A 26,182-nucleotide genomic window follows, 5' to 3' on the forward strand; every position below is an offset into this window, starting at 1 on the left:
GCTGACAGGCCGAGGGTTGACCCTTGGGCTTCCGGCGGCTGATGCGGTACTTTTGGCCCTGGCGCTTTTCATTTGCAGCGTAAGCTTCAGCACCGAAAGAACGACATTCCTGACCGGAATGGTTCATATTGTGGTGTTCTTTACCTACGTATTTCTCATATTTGTGCCGTGAAGGCTTGCAATCGAACGAGGGATAGAGAACTCGAGGTTGGGACCCGCACTATCGGATTTTCGAAGCGGGCAGCGTTAGCTCCGGTAAGCAGCAGAAGCTTCCGATACGGGCGTTGGCTGAGAACTGGGATTGGGCAAAGCTCAGAAACCAGGGTCAGCTCGCCAGCACCGCATGATCCAATCCCCGTATGATCTTTGCCAGTTCCACGCATTCGTCCTGGCGCACCTTGTTGCGCCGCCATGCGAGGCAGATCATGCGCTGCGGCATCGGCTCCTGGAACGGCACGATCTTGAGGTCCGGCATGACGCCGGCGGCGTTTGCCGCCATTTCCGGAACCAGCGTCACGCCCAGCCCATGCGCCACCATCTGCAAGAGCGTGGTGAGACTGGTGGCGCCATAGCTTGCCATCGCCACCGGCCGAACATTGCCGCAGACGGCCAGAGCCTGTTCGCGCAGGCAATGACCTTCCTCGAGCAGCATCAGCCGTTCCAGCGCCGGGCTTTCCGGCGGCACGGGCGGCGAGGCGAAAGCCGGATCGCCGGCGGGCACCGCAAGGAAGAAGCGGTCCGGGAAGAGCTCTTCCGTGACAAGCCCCGGATAGTCGAGCGGCAGCGCGGCGATGAAAGCGTCGAGCTTGCCCGAGACATTGTCCTCGACCAGCGATGCCGTCACCGCCTCGCGCAGTTCGAGCTGCAGGCCCGGGAAATGCTTCTTTAGTTCCGGCAGGACCCACGGCAGGAGATAGGGCGCTACGGTCGGAATGATGCCCAGCCGGAAGCGGCCTTCCATCGCAGGGCGGCCGCGCCGGGCGGTTGTCTCGACGTCACGTATATCGGCAAGAATGCGCTCGATGCGCGGCTGCAGCACAAGTGCTTCGTCCGTCATCCGCACCGCCTTGCCGCCGCGCTCGAACAGAAGACAGTTCAGCCGCTCTTCCATTTCGGCGATCTGGGCGGAGAGCGCCGGCTGGCTGACGCCGGCAAGCTTCGCGGCGCGGCCGAAATGCAGCGTCTGCGCCAGCGCGTCGAAATAAAGCATCTGTCGCACGGTGAGGCCGATCATAAGGAAAGCTTATCAAAACGAACAGGAAAGGCAATTTGTCTTTATCGCCAAGCCGGCCTAGGCTGGAATCATTCCAGATTGGCGCGGCCGCTGGCCGGCCCCGAAATCTGCGCAGAATCAATCTCGGAAAAATCAAAACCCTGGAGAGTAAGATGGACGCGAAAACCGACGACAACAGCGCTGGCAAATGCCCCGTGGCGCATGGATCCGCCGGCAGGACCAATCGGGATTGGTGGCCGAATCTGCTCGACCTTGGCGTTCTTCATCAGCAGTCGAACCTCTCGGACCCGATGGGCGAGGATTTCAACTACGCCACCGAATTCCGGAGCCTCGATCTCGATGCCGTGATCAAGGACCTGCACCATGTGATGACCGACTCGCAGGACTGGTGGCCGGCCGATTTCGGCCATTACGGACCGCTCTTCATCCGCATGGCCTGGCACAGTGCCGGCACCTATCGCATCGGCGACGGGCGTGGCGGCGCCGGTGCCGGCCAGCAGCGGTTCGCGCCGCTGAACAGCTGGCCGGACAATGCCAATCTCGACAAGGCACGCCGGCTGCTGTGGCCGGTCAAACAGAAATACGGCCGCAAGATCTCCTGGGCCGACCTGATGATCCTTGCCGGCAACGTCGCGCTGGAATCGATGGGCTTCAAGACCTTCGGCTTCGCCGGCGGCCGCGCCGACGTGTGGGAGCCGGAGCAGGACGTGGATTGGGGCTCCGAAACGAAGTGGCTGGACGACCAGCGCTATTCCGGCGACCGTGAACTGCAGGGCCATCTCGGCGCCGTTCAGATGGGCCTGATCTACGTCAACCCGGAAGGCCCGAACGGCAAGCCGGATCCGGTCGCCGCGGCCCGCGACATCCGCGAGACCTTCCGCCGTATGGCCATGAACGACGAAGAGACCGTGGCGCTGATCGCCGGCGGCCACACCTTCGGCAAGACCCATGGCGCCGGCGATGCCTCGCTGGTGGGCGTGGAGCCGGAAGGTGCCGGCATCGAAGCGCAGGGCCTCGGCTGGTCGAGCAAACATGCCACCGGCATTGCCGGCGACGCCATCACCTCGGGCCTGGAAGTCACCTGGACCACGACGCCGACCAGATGGAGCAACAATTTCTTCGACAACCTGTTCAACTTCGAATGGGAGCTGACGAAGAGCCCGGCCGGTGCCAATCAGTGGACGCCGAAGGGCGGCGCCGGCGCCGGCACGGTTCGGGACGCGCACAATCCCTCCAGGCGTCATGCTCCGGCCATGCTCACCACCGATCTCGCGCTGCGCTTCGATCCGGCCTATGAGAAGATCTCGCGTCGCTTCCACCAGTACCCGGACCAGTTCGCCGACGCTTTCGCCCGCGCCTGGTTCAAGCTCACCCATCGCGACATGGGCCCGGTGGTTCGTTATCTCGGCCCGCTCGTGCCGAAGGAAGAGCTGATCTGGCAGGATCCGATTCCGGCGATCGACCACGAACTGGTCAGCGAAGAGGATATCGCCGCGCTGAAGGCGAAGATCCTGGCCTCCGGCCTCACGGTTCCTGAACTGGTCTCAACTGCCTGGGCCTCGGCCTCGACCTTCCGCGGCTCGGACAAGCGCGGCGGCGCCAATGGCGGCCGCATCCGTCTCAGCCCGCAGAAGGACTGGGAAGTCAACCAGCCGGCCCAGCTTTCGAAGGTGCTGGCGAAGCTCGAAGCCATCCAGCAGGAGTTCAACGCGGCGCAGGCTGGTGAGAAGAAGATCTCGCTCGCCGACCTGATCGTGCTCGGCGGCGCCGCCGCGATCGAGAAGGCCGCGAAGGACGGCGGCAATGAGGTGAACGTGCCCTTCACGCCAGGCCGCATGGACGCTTCGCAGGAGCAGACCGATGTCGAATCCTTCGCGGCACTCGAGCCGAGGGCCGACGGCTTCCGCAACTATGTCCGCGGCAGGCTGCCCATGTCCGTCGAAGCGATGCTGGTCGACCGTGCGCAGCTCCTCACGCTGACGGCGCCGGAAATGACGGTGCTGGTCGGCGGCCTGTCGGTGAACACGCCGTGCTTTGAGCCGCCATAATTGGCGCCGAGCACGCTGACCAACGACTTCTTCATCAACCTGCTCAGCATGGCGACCATCTGGGATCCGGCGGCCGGCTCCGAGCCAGACTCGGATGAGGTCTATGAGGCGCGCGACCGCAAGACCAAGCAAGTCAAGTGGACCGGCACCCGCGCCGACCTGATCTTCGGCTCGCACTCGCAATTGCGTGCGCTGGCCGAGGTCTACGGCTCGGCGGATGCCAAGCAGAAGTTCGTCAAGGACTTCGTGAAGGCGTGGACGAAGGTGATGAATCTCGACCGCTTCGAACTGGTCGCAAAGTAAGCATGTCTCCCGAGAGCGGGAACCGGTTTCGGGATAAAGGCAACTAAAGCGCACGGAGCGAAACTGAAAGGTCTCATCCTCCCAAAGAGAAGGCGCGGGTTCATGCCCGCGCCTTTTGCATTACGTATCAGTCTTTTTCGAAGATGCCAGTCTTGGCGACGATGCCGGCGATCGCCCCGCCGATCAGTGGCGCGACGATGAACAGCCAGAGCTGGCCGAGCGCCGCGCCGCCCGAAAACAGCGCCGGGCCAATCGAGCGCGCCGGATTGACCGAAGTGCCCGTCACCGGGATCATGGCAAAGTGGAGCCCTGCCAGCGTTAGGCCTATCACCAGGCCGGCAAAGGCCGTCATGTGCTTGGCGTTGGTGACGCCGAGAATGACGGTGACGAAGGTGAAGGTGCCGATCAGCTCCCACAGGAAGGCCGAGCTGATGCCCCATTTCGCCTCGTCCCAGCCATTTGCGCCGAAGCCCCCGGTGTGGCCGCCGGCCTGACCGGTGACGATGATCCACAGCGCCAGCGAAGCGATGATGGCGCCGATGATCTGCGCGATCCAGTAAGGCACGACTTCCCTCGCCGGCATCCGCCCCGCAAGGAACACGCCGAGCGTCACCGCCGGATTGAGATGCGCGCCCGAGATCGGGCCGATCGCATAGGCCGCGGCGATCAGGCCGATGCCGAACGCCAGGCCGATCCCTTCCTGTCCGAGCGGCAGCGCGCCGCCGAAGCCGCCCGTGACCACGGAGGCCGTGCCTATGAACACCAACAGAAACGTGCCTAGAACTTCTGCCAGATAAGTCTTCATTGCCCTCTCCTCATAGGGATCCGCCAAAACGCGTTTTCCGCGTCGCGAATCACAGGCGAAAGAGTATTCCTGCCGGCAAAACTTGGAAAGCTGAGTGTTAAGCCAGTGGTCTTGCTTTGCATCCGCCAGTCAAGACATTAGAGAAGTTTCATGTGCGAGGCGTTTTTCTTGTTATCCGCTGACCGCCGACTGCCGCAAAAGAACCTTCCGCCTGTTGCATGGACGATGGCATGGGACAGGTCGTTTTGGCTTCACCGCAAGAGAAGTGTTTCAATCGGAGCCGGAAAGGCTCTAAGAGCAGGGCTGGAAGCAACGATAGACGGAAGCAGGAATGAGACTGGGCGGAAGGCTGGCGGCGGCCATCGAAGTGCTTGAAGACATCGGCCGGCGGCATCGGCCGGTGGCCGACGCCTTGCGCGACTGGGGCTTGTCGCACCGCTTTGCCGGTGGCGGCGACCGCGCGGCGATCGGCAACATCGTCTACGACGCGCTGCGCCGCAAGCGCTCGGCCGGCTGGCTCTTCGGCGAGGAGACGCCGCGCGCCATCGGCTTCGGCGCGTTGCTGCTGGAATGGGGCCCGACGGCGCGGTCGCTGAATGACGCTCTCGACGGCGACAAATTCGCGCCGCCGCTGCTCAGCGCCGCCGAACTGAAAGCGGCAGCCTCCGGCAGGCTCGCCGATGCGCCGGATGCCGTGCGGGCCGATGTTCCGGACTGGTGCGCGCCGCTTCTCGAGCACGCCTATGGCGATGACTGGGTCGAAGAGGGCGCGGCTCTCGCGATGCGCCCGCCGCTGGACCTCAGGGTCAATGCGCTGCAGGCAGACCGCGGCAAGGTGCTGGCGGAACTCCAGGGCACCGGTGCAGCACCTGCCGCAATCGCGCCGCACGGCATTCGCATCCCGCCGATCAATGGCGACGGCAGGCATCCGAACGTCCAGGCCGAGCCCGCCTTCCAGAAAGGCTGGTTCGAGGTGCAGGACGAGGGCTCGCAGCTTGCAGCAGCGCTCGCCGGCGCCGAGCCAGGCATGCAGGTGCTCGACTATTGCGCGGGCGCCGGGGGCAAGACCCTGGCGCTTTCGGCAGAGATGGACAATCGCGGCCAGGTCTTCGCCCATGATGCGGAAAAGGTCCGGCTGGCGCCGATCTTCGAGCGCATCCGCCGCGCGCACAGCCGCAACATCCAGGTCGTCAGCAAGCCTGCGGAACTCGCGCCGCTCACCGGTCACATGGACCTCGTGCTGATCGATGCGCCCTGCACCGGCAGCGGCACCTGGCGGCGGCGCCCGGACGCCAAGTGGCGGCTGACGGACAGACAGCTCGATGCCCGCAAAGGTGAGCAGCAGGCGATCCTCGACATGGCGCAGGCTTTCGTGAAGCCCGGCGGGCTGCTCGTCTACATCACCTGCTCGGTGTTCGATGCCGAAAACGGCGAGCAGGTCGCCGCCTTCCGCGAGCGCCACGGCGATTTTGCGCCGGTCGACCACCGCCAGCTCTGGGACGGCCGTTTCCCCGGCCACGAGGGCGCTGCGCGTATTGGCGAAGCCGGTGGCATCTCACTGTCGCCGGCGCTCAGTGGCACTGACGGGTTCTATTTCCACGCCCTGCGCAGGGCCGCATGAGGGCGGCCGGCATTTGCTGCGCTGCAACATAAAGATTGCCTGTCCTGCCTGCCTCTGCAATAAGCTTCGCCAGCAAAAATGAGGCGAAGGCCATGGCAGCCAAAATCGTACCCGCTCCCGATTATGAGGATCGCGTCAGGACTTCCTTTGCCCGCCAGAAGGCCATGGCCACCATCGGTGCGGAGCTGACGCTGGTCACGCCCGGCATCATCGAGATCGAGATGCCCTATGCCCCTTCGCTCACCCAGCAGCACGGCTTCTTGCATGCCGGCGTCATCTCGACCGCGCTGGACTCGGCCTGCGGCTATGCCGCCTTCTCGTTGATGCCGCAGAATTCCAGCGTGCTGACCATCGAATTCAAGGTCAACCTGCTCGCACCGGGGAAGGGCGAGCGCTTCCTGTTCCGCGGCTCGGTGACCAAGCCAGGCCGCACCATCATTGTTGCCGACGGCCAGGCCTATGCTTTCGCCGCCGATGGCGAGGCCAAGCTGATCGCCACCATGACCGGCACAATGATGACGGTGGTTGGCCGCGACGGCATCGAGGGGTGATCCATGGCCAGCGTTGCGCGGTTAGGGGAAAAATCCGTCCTCTTCGTCATGGCGGCCGAGGCCGAATACGGTCCGCATCTCAAAAAGCGGTTCACGCCGCTGATGACCGGCGTCGGCCCGGTCGAGGCCGCCGTGCGCCTCGGCGCCGAGCTCGCCACGTTGAAGGCCGAGAATGCGCTGCCGGATCTCGTCGTGTCGCTAGGCTCCGCGGGAAGCCGAACGCTCGAACAGACCGAAATCTACCAGGCCGTGTCGGTGAGTTACCGCGACATCGACGCTTCGCCGCTCGGCTTCGCGAAGGGCGCGACGCCGTTCCTCGACCTGCCCGTGACGGTGCCGCTGCCCTTCGTCATTCCCGGCATCAGGACCGCGACGCTGTCGACCGGAGGCGCCATCGTCACCGGGGCCGCCTATGACGCGATCGACGCCGACATGGTCGACATGGAGACCTTCGCCTGCCTGCGCGCCTGCCAGCTGTTCGGCGTGCCGCTGATCGGCCTGCGCGGTATTTCCGACGGCGCGGTCGATCTCAGGCATGTCGGCGACTGGACCGAGTATCTGCACGTCATCGACGAGAAGCTGGCGGCGGCGATAGGTCTGCTAGAGCAGGCGATTGCGTCCGGCGCGATCGGCCTTACTTAATGCATGTCGCCCAAAAGTGCGCAGCGGTTTTGGGAGAACGACATGCATCAGATGAAACTTGAAGCTCGTCGCCTGGGCCCGTTCGACGCGACGCGCTTTAGGCGTTTTGGCAAGGACCGAACGCCGCAACGCGCACCATTGCGCCGAATCGGTTCTTTCTTTAAAGGCTCGCCATGACGACACATCCCGACACCGTTCTCATCATCGACTTCGGCAGCCAGGTCACGCAGCTGATCGCGCGGCGCGTGCGCGAGGCCGGGGTCTACTGCGAGATCGTTCCGTTCCAGTCAGCCGCGGAGGGCTTCCGCCGCATCCGGCCGAAGGCCGTCATCCTGTCGGGCAGTCCGCACTCGACCGTCGACATCGGCTCGCCCCGCGCGCCCGACGAGGTCTTTTCGTCCGGCATTCCGGTGCTCGGCATCTGCTATGGCGAGCAGACGATGTGCGCTCAGCTCGGCGGCAAGGTCGAGGCCGGCCATCACCGCGAGTTCGGCCGGGCCTTCCTGGAGATCGAGGACGACTGCGCGCTGTTCGACGGTGTCTGGGCCAGGGGCACGCGTCATCAGGTCTGGATGAGCCACGGCGATCGCGTCACCGCCATTCCGGAAGGATTCAAGATCGTCGGCACCTCCACCGGCGCGCCCTTCGCAGCGATTGCCGACGAGGCACGGAAGTTTTACGCGGTGCAGTTCCATCCCGAGGTCGTCCATACCCCGGACGGCGCGAAGCTGCTGAGCAACTTCGTCCACCATATCGCCGGCCTCAGCACGGGCTGGACCATGGCTGCCTATCGCGAGCAGGCGGTCGAGGCGATCCGCAAGCAGGTCGGCAAGGGCAAGGTGATCTGCGCGCTATCAGGCGGCGTCGATTCCTCGGTCGCTGCGCTCCTGATCCACGAGGCGGTCGGCGATCAGTTGACCTGCATCCTCGTCGACCACGGCCTGATGCGGAAGGACGAGGCGAAAAGCGTGGTGGAGATGTTCCGCCAGCATTACAACCTGCCGCTGATCCTGGTCGACGCTTCCGACCGCTTCATTTCGGCGCTGGAAGGCGAGAGCGATCCGGAAAAGAAGCGCAAGACCATCGGCCGCCTGTTCATAGAGGTGTTCGAGGAAGAGGCGAAGAAACTTGGCGGCGCCGACTTCCTGGCGCAGGGCACGCTCTATCCCGACGTCATCGAAAGCGTCTCCTTCTCCGGCGGCCCGTCGGTGACGATCAAGTCGCATCACAATGTGGGCGGCCTGCCCGAACGCATGAACATGAAGCTGGTCGAGCCGCTGCGCGAGTTGTTCAAGGACGAGGTGAGGGCGCTGGGCCGAGAGCTCGGCTTGCCCGAAAGCTTCATCGGCCGCCATCCGTTCCCGGGTCCTGGCCTTGCCATACGCTGTCCGGGCGGCATCACCCGCGAGAAGCTGGAGATCCTGCGCGAGGCCGACGCCATCTACCTTGACGAGATCCGCAAGGCCGGCCTCTACGATGCCATCTGGCAGGCGTTCGCCGTGCTCTTGCCGGTGCAGACCGTCGGCGTAATGGGCGACGGCCGCACCTACGAATTCGTCTGCGCGCTGCGCGCTGTCACATCGGTCGACGGCATGACGGCCGATTTCTACCACTACGACATGAACTTCCTGGGCGCCGCCGCCACCCGCATCATCAACGAGGTGAAAGGCATCAATCGCGTCGTTTACGACGTTACGTCGAAGCCCCCGGGCACCATCGAATGGGAATAAAGGTGCATCATTAGCTAGCTTTCGGTAAGTATCGATCAGAGTTGTATAAGCCTCTGAAATAAGTGTGTTTTCCTTACTGCATCTATCGCCATCTATCGCCTGGAAGCGGAATCATTTGGCGGTAAATTTGACGGCATGCGTTTCAGCGTTCTCTTTCCTGCCATGCAATACCGTCGTCCCGCCGATTGCAAGCGCACTCACTTCTTGCCCATCAAAGCATTGAAATACAATGATCGTTCCTAACAGTTGACGGTAAAAATTAATGACGGTAAAATTGGCGGCCGAGAAACCCAAGTTGTGATCCGATCCTCTGTCATTATGTTAACAGATATTGCCCTTAAGCGGCTGAAACCGAAAGACAAAATGTACAAAGTTGCCGACCGTGACGGTATGTACGCTGCGGTGTCTCCGACTGGGCAGATTGCGTTTCGGTACGACTACCGGACCAATGGTCGGAGAGAGACTGTGACGCTGGGCCGATATGGGAACGGAGGTCTCACGCTGGCAGAGGCACGCGACCGCTGCCTTGCCGCGCGAAAAATGGTGGCAGCCGGAAAGTCGCCGGCGCAAGAAAAGCAGCGCGAGAAGCGTCGCCTGTCAGGCACGGCGAGCTTCGGGGATCAAGGCAAGCGCTGGTTAAAGGAAGCGAAGATGGCGGATAGCACCCGCTCGATGCGCAAGGCTATTTTCGATCGCGACATTTTGCCGATTTGGGAAAAAAGACTCCTAACCGAAATAACACCTGACGACTTGCGGGCGCTCTGCGCAAAGGTGAGGGATCGTGGTGCGCCGGCAACCGCCGTCCATATCCGCGATGTCGTGAAGCAGATCTATAGCTACGCCATTCTGCACGGCGAGAAGATCGCCAACCCTGCGGACGAGGTGGGACCAGCCTCAATTGCCACGTTCGAGGCGAAAGACCGCGCTCTGTCGCCTGCAGAAATCCGGATAATGCTGAAAGAGTTGGAAAACGTGCCGACGCTGCCGACGATTCGGGTCGGCCTAAAGTTCATCCTGCTCACGATGGTCCGAAAGAGTGAACTACTCGAGGCGACTTGGGACGAGGTCGATTTCGAGAACGCCGTCTGGAGCATCCCAAAAGAGCGAATGAAGCGGAAGAAGCCGCATAACGTCTACCTGTCACAGCAATCCCTCGATATCATGATCGCGCTCAAGACTTGTGCGGCGAACTCCCGATATGTGCTGCCGTCCCGCTACGATGCCGATGAGCCCATGTCGCGCGCGACGTTCAATCGGGTAACCGCGGCGATTGTCGAGCGGGCAAAGCAGCAAGACTTTCCGCTCGCGCCTTTCACAGTGCACGACCTTCGGCGCACCGGCTCAACACTCCTGAACGAGATCGGATTTAATCGCGACTGGATTGAGAAATGCCTTGCCCACGACGACAGGCGGTCCTCTCGAGGTGTCTACAACAGAGCTGAATATGAGCCGCAGCGTCGTCATATGCTGCAGGAATGGGCGGACATGGTCGATGCGTGGGCGGCAGGCAAAAAGCACACGCCCAGACTCCAGCCGCCTGCAGAGGCAGCGGTTATCCTTGATCCGATTTGACGGGTCTTGCCTTTCGTAGTCTTACGTCAGGCGCAGGCTTGGTCTTGATTTTTCCGACAGATGACGCATTCCGCCGCTCCTCGATCCACGCTTCGACTTCTGCCAAGTCCCAAACAACACAGCGGGCGGTGAGATTGAAGCGTCGTGGGAACTCGCCACGCTGTTCCATCTCATAGACGGTCGTATCAGACAGGGGAACGATTTCTCGCAGCTGCGACCGGCGAACAGTTCGCACTACTCGACGCGACGCGATGTGTGGTAGAACCAGAAGTGGATCCGGCTGCCCAATTTCGATGCCCTTGAATTTATCGACCTCGGAAGACTGCTGCCGTTTGACCATTTGCGTGACCGGGATGGATTGCCTTACTGGCCAACAATCGCGCAACTTTTCGAGGTTTCGTACAGCCCTCAATTGCGACCACGTATCCTCGCCTACTGACGTGAAGACTCAAGGGCATTTCACTGCGGATTATGTCAGGACCGCACCACCAATGGGATCCATCGAGCAGGCGCTGCATAAGGTCCGACAGGCGATCCTTGCTGCAGGCTTCTCGATGCTCGAATATCTCAAGCTGCGCGCTGACAATGACCTTGCGCCAATTGACGCGTTAATCGGCCGGCGCGGCTAGATCGCGGCGGAGGCGAAGCGCCGCGAGATCACGCTCACAGCCGAGGACGCGAAGCGCCGCCGGCTTCGCAGTTACGCCGTCGCCGATCTCACCAATCATGAGAGATTGCCGACATGGACAGCGAGACTTGGTCTTTGGTTAAACGGCAGCAGGCTCGGCGGTCGCAACGGCTACCTTGTCAAATACTGTGATGAGAAACGTTGCATCGCCAACATCTTCATCGAAGATGTGCTCGCATATTTCGAATTCCTGCGTGCCTTAGCGTGGCTGATCACGGAGGACGGCAGAACAGCCGATGCCGACCGACAAAAGGTGAAAGGCAATGAAGGCGAGCATAGTTCCTGCTCCGCTTGGTTGTTTGCGGAACCGGACCGAGTGTTGGAAAATGAAAGTTGGGGACAGTGCTCTCCGGCAGTTGATTGCAGACGCATCACAATGCGTATTACTCCGACTCAACCGCGCGGGGAAAACCAATGGCGAAGAAACCCAATGAGACTACGAGCAAGAAAGTTGCTTCGACGGCATCCAAGTTGCTTCGTTCTAACAGCTCCTCAAAGGCAGTCAAATCGGTCGCGGGATCCGCTCTTACGCAAAGGGTGAAAAAAAAGAAATAGCGCCGGTTTGACAGACATGAAGCAGTTTTGGCCTCATTCAGAAGAGCGCCAAGGAGTTTGGTTTCCGGCGAACTGGTTGTGTCCGAAAAGGTGGACTGCACGTTGGCGTCGACGCCATCCACAAACTGGAGAGCGCAGAGATTGGCGTTTTGGTTTGCCTTGATCCACCAACGGCACCGATGCTGAGAGAGGCTGCATCCGAGGGTGAGGTCGGCCCGCGCTCAAAGCAAGTTCCTAAAGTCCAGATTTAGAAGACGCCCGTCGAACGCCTGGGGGATGATAGATCTTCCGGAAGTAGGAAGACAGCCGGCTGTTTCGCCACAAAAGCTTGGCCGCAAGCGGGTTGAGGGTCAAACGGAAATGATGTTTCCAATGTCTTCAAACAGCAGAATGTCGAAGGGCCAAAACGCAAGGGAAATGGGCCCATCCGGACGGTCGACATCGAAGTGACCCGCGGACCATAGCCGAAAACAAAATAGCCTTTAAGGGCCCGCTCGACTGAATCCAGGAGCGGGCTTTTCTAATTCAGGGCGGGGTTCGAACCCACGAGACCGATGAAGGTCCACCTCCTTATCAGGGATGCGCAATCGACCGCTCTGCCACCTATCCACAACGTTGGTTCGATTGATCGATCTTCAAGCCCCGAGACATTCTCGGTGCGAATACGGCGGACTTTTGCCGCAAGCACGGCATTTCGGCAGCGACCTTCTATAAGTTCAAGGCGAAGTTTGGCGGGATGGAATTGTCCGACGCCCGTCCCCTGACGGCGCTGGAGGACGAGAACGCGCGGCTCAAGAAGCTGCCGGCGGAGCGGATGCTCGACAATGGATCTTGAAGGATGCTGCCGCAAAAATGTATGGTCCGCCCCGTCCGGGCAAGGTGTCGCGAGATCGCGAATGACCTATGGAAGGGCCGATACCCTCGAAGAGCGGCTTGGGTTGAAGCCGCTGGTTGGCCAGCGCATTGCGCCGATCATCATCTTCGCCGCCAGCATCGAACATCACCTGGAGCGGCGTTGTGGAAGCTCAAGGGCGTCAATCCAAAGGGCATTCGACCCGAGACCGACGCGAAGATGATCTCTGATTTGATCGGGATGCTTGAAACATTCGCGTCAACCGCTGCCAGCGGGAGACGAGCGCACCCTTCTTCAGACATGGTCCAATGCGGCCAGTCTTGCATTTGCGATCAGGAATGACATCGCTCATGGCGTGCCACCAACTTGGGCGAGAACGCGCAAGAGACCGTCCAGCGACTATTGGGCCGACGATCACTCTCTCGATCTCGTTCGTCACGCCTTCGCGGTTCTACTGCGCGTCACTGTTGGCGTTTCGACAGAGAAGATGCCGTTGATCGAGCTTGCGAACCCATCTTTGCTACGTGCCCTCCGCCGCGAATTATTCTGAGCGAGATGGCCTGCAAAGACTATAATCCGACCTTCAGAAATACTAAATCGGCAGCGATGGCTTCCTATTTCCCCGCGAGCGCTACACTGGTCACTTCAAGAATGGCGGCACCGTACCGCGGGCGCGCAGGCCAGGATGTCCAGTTCGACGTCACGGAAGGCCAATCGAAGACACGATCGAGGCATTCAACAATCTTGGATTTAACGATCGCACGATGACGATCAATCGTACGGCTACTCGGGCTATATCGCTCGAACTTGGACCGATTGCCCTTGGCCGCTTCCAGGTCGCATTGGTTTCGAGGTTGTGCCGGCATTCAACGAAGCTTTCTACGGCGCGCTCCACGTCGATCATATCGATCACAGCTGGAATGAGAATGACGGCCTCGCTTTTCGCATTCAAAATACACTTGGCCTTGCCGGCTTAGTGGTCGGCGGCAAAGTAGAGTTCTGCAAGATAAGCGGCACCATTCCAATCGGCGGCGCGCTGGTTACCTTGGGCGCGAAGTCGGCGACGGGGTCGACATCGCTTGATACGCCCAATGGCGACAGCACAACCTACCATGTGCGGCTCACGCAGCCGATCTACATGCTCGCCCATGTCGTCACGCCGGTGTTTTCAGGTACGGTCCCCCTGTGGTTCAAGTTGGAACTGACCAAGGGCAAGATCCCTACAACGCTGGGACAGAAGGGGTCGATCCAGATCACACCGACAGGACAGCGCCGTGACTACGTCCTTGTCGTTAGGCTCGATCAGGCCGCCTTTCTCCCGCAAGGGCTGACCGCGTCGGGCAAAGTCGACGTTAATTGGCAGGCACCGACCACGCTGCCGCCGACCGCGGCCGGCATCACGATGCCGCACCAGTAGCGAATTTCTCGCTGTAGCCGGGTTTGAGCGCAGCAAGCGATCTATTCGTCGCACTGCAATCGGCCTATGGCGAACTGAGTGCGAGGCCCTTTTGGAGGGCTTTTCCGTGTTGGCCGAAACGGTAGCTTTGGGTCAGGTCACGACTATGCCTAGCGGGGTGCCTCAACGTTCGTTTCCGACTATTTGTGCCTTAAAACTGCCAACCTGCAACGGCCCAACGCCGCCTGGCAGCTTTTGCGCCTCGTGTCGGCCATAGAGGCGAACTTTACCTCTGCCCGGAAGCAGACATTTCGGTTGACAACGCGCGCCGTCGCGGTCGCGCCATGAACAGGCATGGAATGTGGGTTCAACTGAAATGGATAGCTGGAGACTAGTATTGGCAAAAGTGCTTGCATCGCGGTGCGAACTGACGCTCTCTATTAGCTTAAGGTAAGATCAATTAGCTAAACCTAGTGCCATGGGCGATACTGACATCAACGCCGCTTTCGCGGGGGTGGACATAGCGCGATTTGCCCCGAGGGGGCATGAGCGTTTTGATGGTCCTATTCGAACGTTCTCAGACGCAGATGGGACAACTCTCTCAGCAATATCGGATCGAACGTTTCTTAGGTGGATAATCAGAGAACTCGGCGATCTGAGGGGGAAGCGCATATACGAAATTGGAACAGGAACTGGTTATCTGGTGTCAGTACTCTCCTTGCTAGCCGGCAGGGAAGGAGACGTCCCACTGATATTTGGTTGCGAGATTATTCCCGACCTCTTCGATCAATCACAGCGCGCCCTCATCGGCACTTCTGGTGTGCGCGTGCAATTAGGTGATTGGGTCGATCGACTACCCGAGCTGGGTCTCTTCGACGTCATAATAGCCACTTCTGCGTTTCGTGGCATCCCGCGACTGCTTCGCGAGGCGTTGCGGGTGCCGGGAGGCATGCTCGCTATGCCTGTAGCGATTCCGGGTGGCGGGGACTGCTTTACGATCTTCCTAGCAACCGAGAAAGGACTACTCACGGTCGGCGCTAGGATGTCCGTGTCCGTCCCTACAACCGGTTCCATTGCAGATGAGGACACATGGTACATCCCGCTTGAAAAGCTTATTGATCCGCGACCGAAGTCCTTCTTGCATATTGAAAAGGGCCGAGGCTTTGGTCACCCTGTTTTGGATTCTTTGGCATTCCGGAGCTACCTTTTTGGCGCTGAACCGAATTTCCGCGCTGTGAACCTAGGCGTCGAGCGTACATTCGACCTCACACACTACTCTTTCGGTCTCATCGATAGCGAGCGCCGCTCGGGCGCGCTTTATCACGGCCGCGACATAGTCGTGTTCGGTGATCTGGGCCTCGAATTTGCCGGCACCTTGGCAGCCCATCGGGAACGATGGCAAGCAAATGGGCAGTCGGATCTTAGCCGAGTGCACTATCATATCCCTTGGACCGCGTTCGATGCTGACCAGTTGCCAAGCGGATATGTTGCTGCCCTTGGAGGCTGAGGATGTTGCAGACGGCTCCTCCAGACTTGTCATACGTTTGTCCCGATGTGAGATTTCGGGAAATAGGTTGCATCCCCATCATCGGAATGAAGTGCGCAGCAGAGCTGATGGAAACTCCCTGGGTGTCGCGAGACGTTTCCGCTCTGGATGAACTTGCTGCCCTCCTCACACCCCAGCGTATCGCGGCACGGCATGGGACGCGCTTGGTCACGCTCGAGCATAAGGAACGATGGCGGAACCTCCGGGCGCAACAGAGATTGGGCGATTATCTCGCTGGTCTCGACACAACTGAATTTTATCTCAGGCAGAGTGACGCGTCCTTCGTCGACATCGCGCATCGATTGCCTGTTTCACCTCGATCACGCGAGCCGGCATACTTCGACAACATATGGATCGGTCCGCCAGGAACGGTGCAAACCTTTCATCAAGATAACCACAACGACTACGTCACGAACCATAATTACTTCATTCAGTTGTTTGGGTGGAAATATGTTGCAGTCTGCCACCCACGGGATACCTTCGCGCTCACGGACGGCGCCACAGTGCGAGGGCACCATTGCGATGCCTCGCCGACGGACCCCAATGTCTGGCAACGCGTGCCGTCGTTACGTCATGCAATCGTCGGTCCATGCGACCTCCTGCATATCCCTCCCAGTTACTGGCATTACGTCCAATCCCTCTCAGTTAGCATTTCGGTGTCGCGTTGGTGGTTCGATAACCACTTGGCAGAGATCATTTACAGCGTTGGGCAAGAGCGTTGGGAGCGTCCTGCAATCGTTGTGGCGGATACTAGGACATTCTTGGCTGACCTTGAAGAGTTTGGCGGCGCTTCTGCTTTGAAGCGTGTCCTTTTGCAATTGTCTCCCATCGCAAGATTTGCAATTATAACGGCGTTCAGTGAATTCTATGGCAAAGGAGTTTTCGACTATGTCTGAAGCACCGCTTTCCTTCGAACTGAGTGAAGATCAAGCTAAGGCCCTCAGGTCCCTCGCTGGAGGTAAAGGCATACGCATTTCCGGTTATGTCGATGGGACAACCCTGAAGGTCGACAACATTGCCATCAACGCAGGGATAATCGGTATCAGCAGTTCACCCTTCAAGGACGGCATGGCCCCTTTTATCGCTTGCAATGGCCCGCTCGAAGTTGAAAAATGACAATGGACTACGTCGCGCGTTTTGTTGAAACTGCCCTTGACGAACAAGGCGACATAGCAACGCGCGACTACCTTCGGCTGTTTGGCGACGCTGTTGCACGTCACGTGCCGCCATACTTCCTCGCCGACTACGGCAACAGTTTTAGGTCGCATATTGAGAACCCGGTATGGGTGCTGCAGTCGCTTGTCTCGAATGCGATCAAAGAGGGCGAGGGTTCCCGCGACTTAGCGAAGATTGCCAACGCTTGCACAAGTGCCGGGCTTGTTGACGATCTGAGCCAGCATGTCGAGGATGAGGCAGGTCATTGCCGAATGTACCTTCGTCTCGCCGATCTGGTATTTCCAGACGCATTGCCAGATAATGTGCGCGGGGCCGTTGAGACCCAGTTTCCCCCCATGCAGCACAGCCAGGTCGAGGCCGCTAGCCTCGAAACCTGGAGGGTGCTCGACTATTTGATTCAGGTGAACCTCGGTGAGGTGAGGACCCGCATTCACCAGAAGTTGTTGGAGCCCGTGCTCGAGGCATATTGCCCGCACCGTAACCTAGACATGCTGGGTCGAACGCTATGCAAGTTAAGTGGCGACGAGTGTAGCCACATCCGCTACACTGCAAGACGCATCGGAGAACTGTCCAAAGAATTTGCCTCGACTCGGGTTGAAGAACTCTTTTGGCAGAGATTGCTACAGTTCACCGCATACACAGAGCGCGAATTGGGTAGCCAGAGGGCTGGAGGGTTTGCGACGTCCCTAGTTAGGGATCGGTGATTGCTCCGTGGGGATCGTGTTGGCAGGCACGCTCTTATTCAGGTCGCCTTCGCCGTTGACCCGCGCCGTTAGATCTGTCGACCTCCTGGATGAAAATTCGCTTGCGAACCGCGGGGAGTCAACCGGACAGTTCTCAGGACGGCTGTTGGCGCCAAGCGGTCCGCGCTATGCTGGACGTGTTAGTCCGTTTCTAGACCGGCCAACCCGAAAACAAATAGTCCGCTTGCGGCCCAGAAGCCGACGCATCTGGCCGCCGACAGCGCCTACGGATCGGCAGCGAACCTCGCCTGGTTGGTCAAGGAACGGGAGATCGCGCAGCATATCCCCGTGTTCGATAAAACCGCACGGATGGCACTTTCTCGCGCGCCGACTTCATGTTCAGCGGAACTACTGGTTCGCCCTGAGCGAGGATCGACCGCTATTCTTTTTCGCCGGCCTTCGGACGCCTTGGCATGGTATCGGAAGGTTACTCGGGTCTAGCCGGCGCGGCCGTCTTGTCCCGTTCCTGCCCGCTCCTTCGCTGCGCTCCCGTGTTGGGGACAAGCCAGCCCTGCACGCCGTCTCCTTTGGAGCCGTCCTCCCGGGACAGCGCGTCGGCCGCATCCAAGTCTGACGCTTCGTGAAACGAACGCCACCCTGCGACGGCGTTCGTCACGTCTCTTCGATTGAGTGCCAGGAAGGGCGGGCCTGAGACGTACATTCCCGCTGGAAGCTCTGTGTGATAGCAACGGCTTGGCGCGGGTGTTTGAGCGCCCCCACGGCAGTGCCGGAATGGCGGATCGCTCAATTGCATGGCGGAGAACAAGAACCAGCACTTTGTTCCCCGGGTACATCTATCGCCCTTCAGCGTGTGTGCCGAAGGCAAAGCCATTCACCTGTTTAACCTTGATCGCAACCAATCATTCTTCGATGCCCCGGTGAAGAATCAGTGTTCCAGGGATTACTTCTACGGGCAGGACCCAAGGCTCGAAACCGCAATCCAGACCGTCGAGGGACACTATGGCGACTGCGTTTCGTCGTTGCTCAAGCCACGTGCGGTCATCAAGGATCTTCATGCCACAATCCTCAGGCGTTTCGCCTACCTGCAGCATGTCCGCACAGAAGCCGCCGCGCGTCGATCCGCGGAGTTTGCTTTCGCTGCCACGTCAGTCAAAGGTGCGGACTTCGAACAACCGTCTTTCAAGGAGGCCGTCAAAAGTGCGGTGATCTCGGCGATGCATCACTACGCCAAAACGATGAGCGTCGTAGACGATCTAAAGGTGCGGGTTGTTCGCAACCTTACCTCGGTGCCGTTTCTCACATCAGATGACCCTGCTGCTCTCGCCAACCGCTGGCATCAACAGCACAGGCATGCGCAGCACAGATCTTTTGGAATCTCCAGCGCAGGTGCGCTTCTCTTCCTGCCGCTTTCGCCAACGCTGTTGGCTGTTCTCCTGGATGGCGACGTCTATCAAGCCGAGCACGTCGGTGGCTGGATCGATGTGTCAAATACGGCGGACATTCTTGCGTGCAACCACCAGCAGGTACTGAACTGCGCGGCAAATCTGTACTTTGGCGAGCGTAGCTCTGGGGATGATGTGCAAGCTATAGCGATCTCAGTTGCGCATCTGCGACCCCCGAGTCGGTTTGACGTGGTTATGGCGGTAGCCGACGGCAGAACCGAAACTCATACTCACTACGCAGTCGTAGATGCCCCCGACGCTCGGGAGCATGACGACGTGCTTATCCACGTGAGAACTGTCAGGCCGGTTCCGCCAACGTGGCCCTCGTTCCTGAAGTTTCGAAACAATCGTTTCGTCTTCACCAACGATACGGGCGCAGGCTTCCGCCGTCGGAGGACTGCGACGTCAAGTCTTTGGGGTAGTCCGCCTTGGCGGAAGGTTCGAGGCTAAGGAGACCAATGCTATTCTGGCGCTTCGCCATCATTCTCACCTGGCGGCGTTTTCGGGTTGTTCGGTTTCATCGAAGACCAAGAAGAGGGTGTCGTCATCCTCGTTCATGGCCCTTTCCGCCAATCCTTTTGCCAATCGCAAAGGCAACGCGTTGGCCGATGGCGGGATGCTGGTCCCCGAGTGGGTCATAGAACGGAGGTACGGCGTCGGCTTTGACTTTACAGCTTAGCGTGTGAAGCACGAAGAGCAGCCGCTATCGTTTGCGGGAGTGGCGTCCCATGCGAACTGGGACAGATTGGTTAGGTTAGTCTCCTACGGGCTAAGCCCACCCGACGTCGTCCTTTCTGGAAAGTCTCAAAAACAGATCGAACCAGAATCGATATTCGGCATCTTCACGATTGCCAGACACTTCCAAGGGACACTAGGCGACCGACGTGGTAGCGTCCTTGCCGTGCCTTCGATCTCGGCTTCCATCGCCTCGTCGTCGGATAGGAGTGCCCAATCTTTAACAATGTCATACTGGCTTCGCACATCGATGCCCTCCGTCTTGCCGAGAAGCAGCCTTAGGTACCCCGACGCCTCCCGACCTTCAACACAATGACAATGGCCATCACCAGCCCCGACGCGGCCAAGACGCCGTAAAACCCTTCGGCCGTTATTGCAAAGCCCCAGAAGTCGATTGTGATCTTGTCCATTGGTTCGGTTGCCTTCACCAGATTCCAGGTTCAAACGACAGACTGAACCGTCTGCGCTCGTGTTGCGTTTTACGGCGCAAGCATGAGGCACCCTTGCAGGCGTCAATTGCAAAAGCGCCATCTTAGAAAATTATACCTACAAAATGCGTCGTTTCAGTCCCGGCTGGGGCCGAAATCTGTCCTTCGCGAACCGGTCGCGCGCTGCCTTGGCGTCAATTGCCGTTATTGGGCAGTTTTTGTAGCCTCAACCCCATTTTTTCAGCTCGGCAAGGAAGCGATCCTGCTCCTCCAAGGCTTTCAGCATCGTTCCATGACAGTGGAATCCGTCATGCGCCGCAATTCTCGCTGAATGGACGATTCGTGAAGACCCAGCGCCGTCCTCAGCGCCAGTGAGTCTAAAACACCATGTACCTCTTTCCTGAGGGGCGTATCGAGGTATCCAGCCGCGGCCTTTTGGAGAGCAGATGCTTCCGAAAAATTGTACATACTCGCCGTCTCTTTGGCTTTCCGCATAAGGTACTCGCTAGCCGAGTCGGAGATCGATGACGTCGTGCGCGAGGGCGCTCTCGCCGTCCTTGCAGCTCTCGTTGCCGCCGCTTCGTTCATGAATTTCTGTCTGTTCAGCTTCCAGCGCCCCTGCCATCGACGGATCAAGGTAACGTCTGTCTCCCTCCGCGAGCTGGACATATCATTGAGGACCCGCCTCATGGCTGAAGTCGCCTTCATGGAAGGATTATCCAGCAAGATACTTGCGACCTTGGCAAGGGCCTGATCGTTGTTCTTGACGCCGCTGCCAATTGGGCGGCCGACGCGGCGCTTCTGAATCTCTTCCATTGCTTTGCCTCCAGTTGGTGTCGGTCTGCCCCGTGCGCTCTTTGATATTGTAGCAACGGATGGATTCTCAAGCGATTTAAATAGCTCCGATCAGTTTAAAAGCGCGGAAAATTCCCGCTCGTGAATCCAAAAGCGCGGAAAATTCAGCGACACGTAATTTTCCGCGCTTTTACGGCTTACGGAGAGGCTGAGCGCGAAAAATTCCAGCCGGTGCGGCGTTTGGCAATCGGCGTTTTCATCCGAAAACGGCCCCGCATTATTCCTCTAAAGCTTAGAACTGCCGGCCATAGCGCGGGCGAGCGGCACTGCTGAGGTAAGCAACTCAGCTCCCACCTTGCAGGACCTGGATGACGGACTGCCCGCAGGTGCTGCCCCATCTGCTTTGGACCGCATCTGCGAAATTCTCACGTATCCTGCCTGTGCGCATGTAAGCATAGGGTAGCGCCTGGGCTCGATTGGCCACCACACTAAGAACCACCGTCGGCATGGCGACCGCAGGCTGATGTCCCAAACGCCACTCCAAAAGGATCATCCTCTCATGGATCCCAATGCCATCATTGCGTCCCTGCCAGTCGCCGGGGCTGATCGATCTGTGCTCATCGAAGTCGCTAATGCCGCGTTCGAGCCCGTCATTGAGCGGATTGAACCGAATATTAGGAACGACCCGAAGCCTTTGGGATGCTGATAACTACATCGACAATAGCCTTCTCGGCGTCTCTCCCACAAGTCCGTGGGAAACGGCTCAGGAATTCTTTGCGGCTCTCGCACGCAAGGAAACCTTGTTCACCCATACTTGGCAGCTGGTCGGCAGAGAAGCTCCCCTTGCTGAAGCCTTGGAAGCACACAAGAATCGGACGTTGGCGTGACGCTGGTAACGGGGTCTGGCGGCGGCGGCAAATCTCGAGCTCCAAGCCATTCTGGACCAAATCGCCGCCGATCAGTCTGCGACTAGGATCAGGCTTGTCTCACCGACAATGGAGATCACCAAGGTGTCTCTAGAAGAGCTTGGTTCCGGTGACCTGCTCCTCGTCGTCGATGATGCTCATGACAGCGACAAGTCTCCAGCCATTGTTCAATTACGCCGCGGCCAACGTGGGTCGTGTAAAATTGCTCATTGTCTTCCGACGATATGGAGTTGAGCATATCCGGGCCCAGGCAAGCAGCTATTCCTTTTCTGGAGACCGTCTGAGCGTCATCGACGTGCCGCCTCTTTCCAAGGAGGAGTCGGAGTCGCTTGCCCGCCAGGTGCTTGAACACCTAGGTGGACCTATGGAGCTTGCGGCCAGCATTGCTCATCTCACCCAAGATTGCTCGCTCGCCACAGTGGTCGGGGGCTCAGACCTGCATGAAGCCCCATCTTGTGCAGCGTCCTTTGCTTAGGCGCGGAACCATACGGAGCGATACGGGAAGATTTCTGATTTTGGCCCACGAGAAAGCCAATGAAATCAACGGTCCCGGCACATCCTCCGGGCCCACCATTGTCGTTATTTATCAATAGTTTATGGGGTGGTTCGCCACGAGGTTCGCCAATGGGTTCGCCAAGCATCGGCTTACGCGTCACCAAGCGTACGACTCGATCCATCCCCTGCACCGCCAGCCGAACCTGCGACGCCTCGCGCGAATAGAGCTCGGCATGATCGATATCGTCGTGACCGAGCACGTCCATGAGCTGCCTGGTCGAGGCCTCGGCCTCTGCCAGATAGACACCAAGCGACTTCCTCAGTCCATGCAGGGTCAACCCCTTCGGCAGACCCGCAAGCTTGCACCAATGCGCCATCATTCCTGTCAGCGACTTGGCGGAGAACGGCTCACCATAGCCGTTGACCAGAACGGTCTCGCCGCGCCTGTCGGCCGCATCCAGGATCTCAGACAACATCGGTGTGATCGGCACGAAAAGCCGCTTGCCGCCAGTTCGTCCCTTGTTCTTGCCCTGAACGATATCAAACCCGTCAAAGTGACGTTCGACACCATCGATGAAGACACGGCGGGTGACCCTCTGATCCCAGCGCAGGCCCGCGACATCGCCGCGACGGTTGCCCAGCCAAAGCGCCAAGCCGTAGCAAGTGCGTGCCGCGGTGCCGAGTTGCCAACGGTTTTCGAATTGCGCCATCGCTTCGCGCGACCAAGCTTTCCAACCGGCATAGGCGGGACGCCATTCGACCGCCGCTGTGGGATCGATTTCGATCCAGTCTTGCCGCAGCGCGACATAGACCAGCTTGCGTATGCCCACCAAAAGGTGCTTGGCCTTATGTGGGGTGGCGATGAAGCGGCCAAGAAGCTCTTCAATATGGATACGTCGAAGGTTTTTTACCGCTACATCCCGCCAGATGAGCGGGTGATCTGCGACCACCCGGAGTTCTAGGAACTCCTCGATCAGCTGCGTGTTCTTGCGCTTGCTGGCTTCGTCAAGCGCCAGCCATTTGACCGAGATTTTCAACCGCTGAAAGGCCGCTCCAAACGTGCCGGGCAGGGCGGCTCCGGGCATACGGACGACGGGAGCCTTTGGGACTTTCCGGCCCTCGACCGCTGCTTGATAGGCCTCCTTGAAACCCGCCTGATTGGGGGCTGGCAGACTAACCACACGCTCCTTCGTCCGATAGCGCCAGCGAACTTTGCCATGGCGGTCGGTGTAGGAGGAGAGGCCGGGATATTTGTCGGTCATGGCAGAACGAATCTATTCCCTGCGATGATTCCCTTGCAACAGGAAGTCGACGATATTTTCTTCATCGTCTCCAGGTAGTTCGCCAAAGGCCGCTTCGAGTTTGAGCCGGTCCCAAATCACGCGACCGTCAACTTTCTTCGGCTTCGGCATGCGGCGGTCAGCAACCATCTGGTCGAATTTGGTTATGCCCACGCCAACATATCGGGCGGCTTCTTCGCGTGAGAGGCCGCGAGGAGGGTAGGAGAGGCTGTCGCTTTTCACCGCTTCATCCAAGGTTCTACGAATAAGACCGGCCTCGGTTAGCCCCCACTCATCGTAGAAGGAAGAGAGCTGATCAGTCCGTTCGGCAAATCGCGGTCGCGACCTGTAAATAGGATGGTCGCCTTCGGCCACTGCTTCGCCGATTGTCAAAGTCGGGGGTTGGTAGCGGTAGAGCGCTACAAACGTTCCCCACATCTTGAACCGGTGCCCTTTGCATACCGTGTGGCGTCATAGCGGACGACTGGCGGTCGGCCCGCCAAGGCCTTGAGTTGAGCATTTGGGACTGGCCTCGTTGAGACTAGACCCGCCATAAAAGAATCTGAATTTCTTGCGTTTTCGCTGCCGCCGCTGTTGTCCCCGCCACAAGTGTGACGGACAAGACATCGTTGAACTTATGCTGGGCGAGCGTTCGGTTTTTCTGCAGCTCTACGACCGGGCTGAGCTTCTCAATCAGCGTCTTCGCCTTGCCCTTGGTGGCAGCGACACGGCTCGTATCATTCTGGATCGTGTTGAGTTGTTCGAGGAACCAGACCACAAACTCGCCGGTGAAGAAGACCGATTGCTTCTCCACTGGCTTATTATGCTCACGACTCAGAAAGGCGAACTGTTGTTTGGCCTTGAAGGGATCTCCAATAGGGGCTTCCACATTTCCTTCCCGAATGCAAATTCGCCCGGCAAGAGCTTCGAAATGGGCTGGCGCCTTGAGCACGCCTATTCGGCCAAGCGAGGCAAGGTAGTCCGCCTGCAGCGACAGGAAATGCTCTTGTCGGAGGCGACCAACCCATTTGAGATCGCTGCCTTCGACTTTCTGCTTCAGGTCCTCAATCTTCAAGGCCTGTGGGAATTTTAGGTCCCAATCGATTTCGTACAGACGCGAACCAATTGCTATCGGGTTTGGCCCGGAGGTTCCCTTTAGAGAGTGAGCTAGGGTGCCGCGAAGCAACAGAACCGACTTGGCGGCTGGGGGCTTGTCACCCCGATCGACCAGGTCACAAATCGGGCTCATTACAGCCAAGATCGACTTGCCGACGACGACACTCTTGGCGGACTTGGGCAATGTTCCTTCGAAGTAGATGTCGCCCGATATCGGGTTCGCGCCGTCGGACCCCTTGAAACCCGGATCGCTTGAAATACGAGTTGCACCGTACAACTCGGCGAACGCGTTGGATGGCGGATCGAAGTAGTCGCCTGGCATGTCAGCGAAGGGACTCGGACCGGATCTCGCCGGTGCTTGCTTGGAAAAGGCTTTGGAAACCTGCTCGGCGAGGGCTCCGGCCAGCAGTTCCTTAAGGTAGTCCTCTACCTTGGCTATGAGAACCACTCTCGATTTCACTCCACTTTTTCGGTCGGGCATCGGCTTCGACCGAATGCTGAACGCGCTTGAGGCCGCGAGCCGCGGCGAAACCATCGACAGCTGGCCTCCATATGACATCGCCAAGCTCGGCGAGGACGATTACCGCATCACCATGGCGGTAGCTGGCTTCAGCCAGGACGATCTGACCCTAACCCAGGAGCAGAACACGCTCATGGCGTCCGGTCACAAGGCGGGCGAGGAGAATGGCCAGTATCTTCATCGAGGCATTGCCAGTCGCGCGTTCCAGCGCCGTTTCGAGCTGGCCGACCACGTGAAGGTGGTGAACGCCAGCCTGGTCAACGGTCTGCTGACGATCGATCTCAAGCGCGAAGTTCCTGAAGAGATGAAGCCGCGCCAGATCGAAATCGCGACGAGCGGCAAGGCGACGCCGAACTCCTCGCCGAAGCAGATCGAGGCTGAGAAGCCGGCCGCCTAGGGCATTCCGCGAGCGCACTCGCGCGCGGGCGCCGGGTCATGAGCCCGGCGCCGAATGGTGCATTGTCACAACGAACGAAAGGAGAAGAAAAAATGAGCGTTCGAGATCTGATCCCTTGGGGCCGCGACAACGGCAATCAGGCGACCTTATTCCGCGCTGGCGACCGTGATCCGTTGCTGGCGCTGCATCGTGAGGTGAACCGGCTGTTCGATGATGTCTTCCGCGGCTTCGGTTCGACCCTACCTGCCTTCAGTGGCGCTTCCGCCTTCGGCGGCGGTTGGCCAAGCGTCGAGATTTCCGACGGCGAGACGGAGGTCAAGGTGACGGCCGAGGTGCCCGGTCTTGAGGAGAAGGACATCGAAGTCCTGCTCGACGACGGCGTACTCACGCTGAACGGCGAGAAGCGTTCCGAAACGGAGGACAGGGACAGGCAGTTCTCCGAGCGCTTCTATGGCCGCTTCGAGCGCCGTCTCCCGCTCGGCTACGAGGTCAAGAAAGACAAGGTCGATGCCCGCTTCAGCAATGGTGTGCTGACCGTGACCTTGCCCAAGAGCGAGAAGGCGCAGTCGCAGGGAAAGCGCATCGCCATCAAGAGCTGACGCGTGGCAGGCGCCGGCGGCCGGC

Annotated in this window: 23 protein-coding genes and 3 pseudogenes; 17 read left to right on the forward strand and 9 right to left on the reverse strand. The window is 59.3% G+C overall.

Going from position 1 to position 26,182, the window contains the following annotated elements; all coding sequences use genetic code 11:
* Nucleotides 1–325: 325 nt before the first annotated feature.
* Nucleotides 326–1,234 carry a hydrogen peroxide-inducible genes activator gene (locus EOA79_RS05435; protein WP_095825776.1) on the reverse strand — a complete coding sequence of 303 codons (909 nt, stop codon included), beginning with the start codon at nucleotides 1,232–1,234 and terminating at the stop codon, nucleotides 326–328.
* Nucleotides 1,235–1,386: 152 nt separating this feature from the next.
* Here EOA79_RS05435 and katG point away from each other — a divergent pair.
* Nucleotides 1,387–3,585 (forward strand): annotated as a pseudogene (gene katG, locus EOA79_RS05440) (catalase/peroxidase HPI).
* Between the two features lie 127 nt (nucleotides 3,586–3,712).
* Here the strand turns inward: katG and EOA79_RS05445 are convergent.
* Nucleotides 3,713–4,390: an MIP family channel protein gene (locus EOA79_RS05445; RefSeq protein ID WP_095781890.1), complete on the reverse strand. Its 678-nt coding sequence runs from the start codon at nucleotides 4,388–4,390 to the stop codon at nucleotides 3,713–3,715.
* 331 nt (nucleotides 4,391–4,721) lie between these two features.
* Between EOA79_RS05445 and EOA79_RS05450 the strand changes: the two genes are divergently transcribed.
* The 4 genes from EOA79_RS05450 to guaA all read left to right on the forward strand — a co-directional run bounded on the left by EOA79_RS05450 (nucleotide 4,722) and on the right by guaA (nucleotide 8,934).
* Complete coding sequence (locus EOA79_RS05450; protein ID WP_095825774.1) at nucleotides 4,722–6,011, forward strand: RsmB/NOP family class I SAM-dependent RNA methyltransferase; 1,290 nt, start codon at nucleotides 4,722–4,724, stop codon at nucleotides 6,009–6,011.
* Between the two features lie 92 nt (nucleotides 6,012–6,103).
* Nucleotides 6,104–6,562, forward strand: a complete 459-nt coding sequence (locus tag EOA79_RS05455; protein WP_066989431.1) for a PaaI family thioesterase — start codon at nucleotides 6,104–6,106, stop codon at nucleotides 6,560–6,562.
* Nucleotides 6,563–6,565: 3 nt separating this feature from the next.
* Complete coding sequence (locus EOA79_RS05460) at nucleotides 6,566–7,204, forward strand: 5'-methylthioadenosine/S-adenosylhomocysteine nucleosidase (RefSeq protein ID WP_095825773.1); 639 nt, start codon at nucleotides 6,566–6,568, stop codon at nucleotides 7,202–7,204.
* 173 nt (nucleotides 7,205–7,377) lie between these two features.
* Nucleotides 7,378–8,934: a glutamine-hydrolyzing GMP synthase gene (guaA, locus tag EOA79_RS05465; protein ID WP_095825772.1), complete on the forward strand. Its 1,557-nt coding sequence runs from the start codon at nucleotides 7,378–7,380 to the stop codon at nucleotides 8,932–8,934.
* A gap of 111 nt (nucleotides 8,935–9,045) precedes the next feature.
* On the opposite strand, the gene EOA79_RS32650 is transcribed toward guaA, so the two are convergent.
* Complete coding sequence (locus EOA79_RS32650; protein ID WP_164748119.1) at nucleotides 9,046–9,228, reverse strand: hypothetical protein; 183 nt, start codon at nucleotides 9,226–9,228, stop codon at nucleotides 9,046–9,048.
* A 24-nt stretch (nucleotides 9,229–9,252) separates the two neighbouring features.
* Between EOA79_RS32650 and EOA79_RS05470 the strand changes: the two genes are divergently transcribed.
* Complete coding sequence (locus EOA79_RS05470) at nucleotides 9,253–10,506, forward strand: site-specific integrase (RefSeq protein ID WP_091595769.1); 1,254 nt, start codon at nucleotides 9,253–9,255, stop codon at nucleotides 10,504–10,506.
* Here EOA79_RS05470 and EOA79_RS05475 read toward each other — a convergent pair.
* A complete protein-coding gene (locus tag EOA79_RS05475; RefSeq protein ID WP_091595894.1) occupies nucleotides 10,487–10,741 on the reverse strand; it encodes an AlpA family phage regulatory protein in 255 nt (84 codons plus the stop codon). The genes EOA79_RS05470 and EOA79_RS05475 overlap by 20 nt on opposite strands.
* A 256-nt stretch (nucleotides 10,742–10,997) precedes the next feature.
* Here EOA79_RS05475 and EOA79_RS32655 point away from each other — a divergent pair, with 256 nt between their 5' ends.
* From EOA79_RS32655 to EOA79_RS05525, 9 genes and pseudogenes are all read left to right on the forward strand, one after another.
* Nucleotides 10,998–11,135: a hypothetical protein gene (locus EOA79_RS32655; RefSeq protein ID WP_164746654.1), complete on the forward strand. Its 138-nt coding sequence runs from the start codon at nucleotides 10,998–11,000 to the stop codon at nucleotides 11,133–11,135.
* A gap of 1,245 nt (nucleotides 11,136–12,380) precedes the next feature.
* Nucleotides 12,381–12,575: pseudogene (locus tag EOA79_RS05485) on the forward strand (transposase); the annotation flags it as partial.
* 883 nt (nucleotides 12,576–13,458) lie between these two features.
* Nucleotides 13,459–14,019: a hypothetical protein gene (locus tag EOA79_RS05490; RefSeq protein ID WP_091595768.1), complete on the forward strand. Its 561-nt coding sequence runs from the start codon at nucleotides 13,459–13,461 to the stop codon at nucleotides 14,017–14,019.
* 457 nt (nucleotides 14,020–14,476) lie between these two features.
* Entirely contained in the window at nucleotides 14,477–15,505 is a 1,029-nt protein-coding gene (locus EOA79_RS05495; protein WP_091595766.1) for a hypothetical protein, read from the forward strand.
* A gap of 2 nt (nucleotides 15,506–15,507) precedes the next feature.
* On the forward strand, nucleotides 15,508–16,440 hold the full coding sequence (locus tag EOA79_RS05500; protein WP_126092613.1) for a cupin-like domain-containing protein: 933 nt from the start codon (nucleotides 15,508–15,510) through the stop codon (nucleotides 16,438–16,440).
* Nucleotides 16,433–16,660 carry a hypothetical protein gene (locus tag EOA79_RS05505; RefSeq protein WP_091595762.1) on the forward strand — a complete coding sequence of 76 codons (228 nt, stop codon included), beginning with the start codon at nucleotides 16,433–16,435 and terminating at the stop codon, nucleotides 16,658–16,660. The genes EOA79_RS05500 and EOA79_RS05505 overlap by 8 nt, the downstream gene beginning before the upstream one ends.
* Before the next feature lie 2 nt (nucleotides 16,661–16,662).
* Complete coding sequence (locus EOA79_RS05510) at nucleotides 16,663–17,424, forward strand: hypothetical protein (protein ID WP_091595760.1); 762 nt, start codon at nucleotides 16,663–16,665, stop codon at nucleotides 17,422–17,424.
* A 246-nt stretch (nucleotides 17,425–17,670) separates the two neighbouring features.
* Nucleotides 17,671–17,804: pseudogene (locus EOA79_RS05515) on the forward strand (IS5/IS1182 family transposase); the annotation flags it as partial.
* Between the two features lie 411 nt (nucleotides 17,805–18,215).
* Nucleotides 18,216–19,316, forward strand: coding sequence for a DUF4238 domain-containing protein (locus tag EOA79_RS05525; RefSeq protein WP_091595756.1), 1,101 nt, complete (start codon nucleotides 18,216–18,218; stop codon nucleotides 19,314–19,316).
* Nucleotides 19,317–19,879: 563 nt separating this feature from the next.
* Here the strand turns inward: EOA79_RS05525 and EOA79_RS34055 are convergent.
* The 5 genes from EOA79_RS34055 to EOA79_RS05545 form a co-directional block, all read right to left on the reverse strand.
* Nucleotides 19,880–20,011 carry a hypothetical protein gene (locus tag EOA79_RS34055; protein WP_268929511.1) on the reverse strand — a complete coding sequence of 44 codons (132 nt, stop codon included), beginning with the start codon at nucleotides 20,009–20,011 and terminating at the stop codon, nucleotides 19,880–19,882.
* A gap of 297 nt (nucleotides 20,012–20,308) precedes the next feature.
* Nucleotides 20,309–20,845 (reverse strand): hypothetical protein, encoded by a 537-nt coding sequence (locus EOA79_RS05530; protein ID WP_126043593.1) that lies wholly within the window; start codon nucleotides 20,843–20,845, stop codon nucleotides 20,309–20,311.
* Nucleotides 20,846–22,142: 1,297 nt separating this feature from the next.
* A complete protein-coding gene (locus EOA79_RS05535; RefSeq protein ID WP_245479138.1) occupies nucleotides 22,143–23,507 on the reverse strand; it encodes a tyrosine-type recombinase/integrase in 1,365 nt (454 codons plus the stop codon).
* Between the two features lie 12 nt (nucleotides 23,508–23,519).
* Nucleotides 23,520–23,768 carry a hypothetical protein gene (locus EOA79_RS05540; RefSeq protein WP_082048681.1) on the reverse strand — a complete coding sequence of 83 codons (249 nt, stop codon included), beginning with the start codon at nucleotides 23,766–23,768 and terminating at the stop codon, nucleotides 23,520–23,522.
* A gap of 298 nt (nucleotides 23,769–24,066) precedes the next feature.
* Complete coding sequence (locus EOA79_RS05545; RefSeq protein WP_164896036.1) at nucleotides 24,067–25,101, reverse strand: hypothetical protein; 1,035 nt, start codon at nucleotides 25,099–25,101, stop codon at nucleotides 24,067–24,069.
* Here EOA79_RS05545 and EOA79_RS05550 point away from each other — a divergent pair.
* Both EOA79_RS05550 and EOA79_RS05555 read left to right on the forward strand, forming a co-directional pair.
* Complete coding sequence (locus EOA79_RS05550) at nucleotides 25,079–25,558, forward strand: Hsp20 family protein (RefSeq protein ID WP_127213885.1); 480 nt, start codon at nucleotides 25,079–25,081, stop codon at nucleotides 25,556–25,558. The two genes, EOA79_RS05545 and EOA79_RS05550, sit on opposite strands and share 23 nt — an antisense overlap.
* A gap of 92 nt (nucleotides 25,559–25,650) precedes the next feature.
* Entirely contained in the window at nucleotides 25,651–26,157 is a 507-nt protein-coding gene (locus tag EOA79_RS05555) for an Hsp20/alpha crystallin family protein (protein ID WP_127334677.1), read from the forward strand.
* The last annotated feature ends 25 nt before the right edge of the window (nucleotides 26,158–26,182 follow it).

The organism is Mesorhizobium sp. M1A.F.Ca.IN.020.03.2.1 (genome assembly GCF_004023205.1).
In the GTDB taxonomy this organism is placed as follows: domain Bacteria; phylum Pseudomonadota; class Alphaproteobacteria; order Rhizobiales; family Rhizobiaceae; genus Mesorhizobium.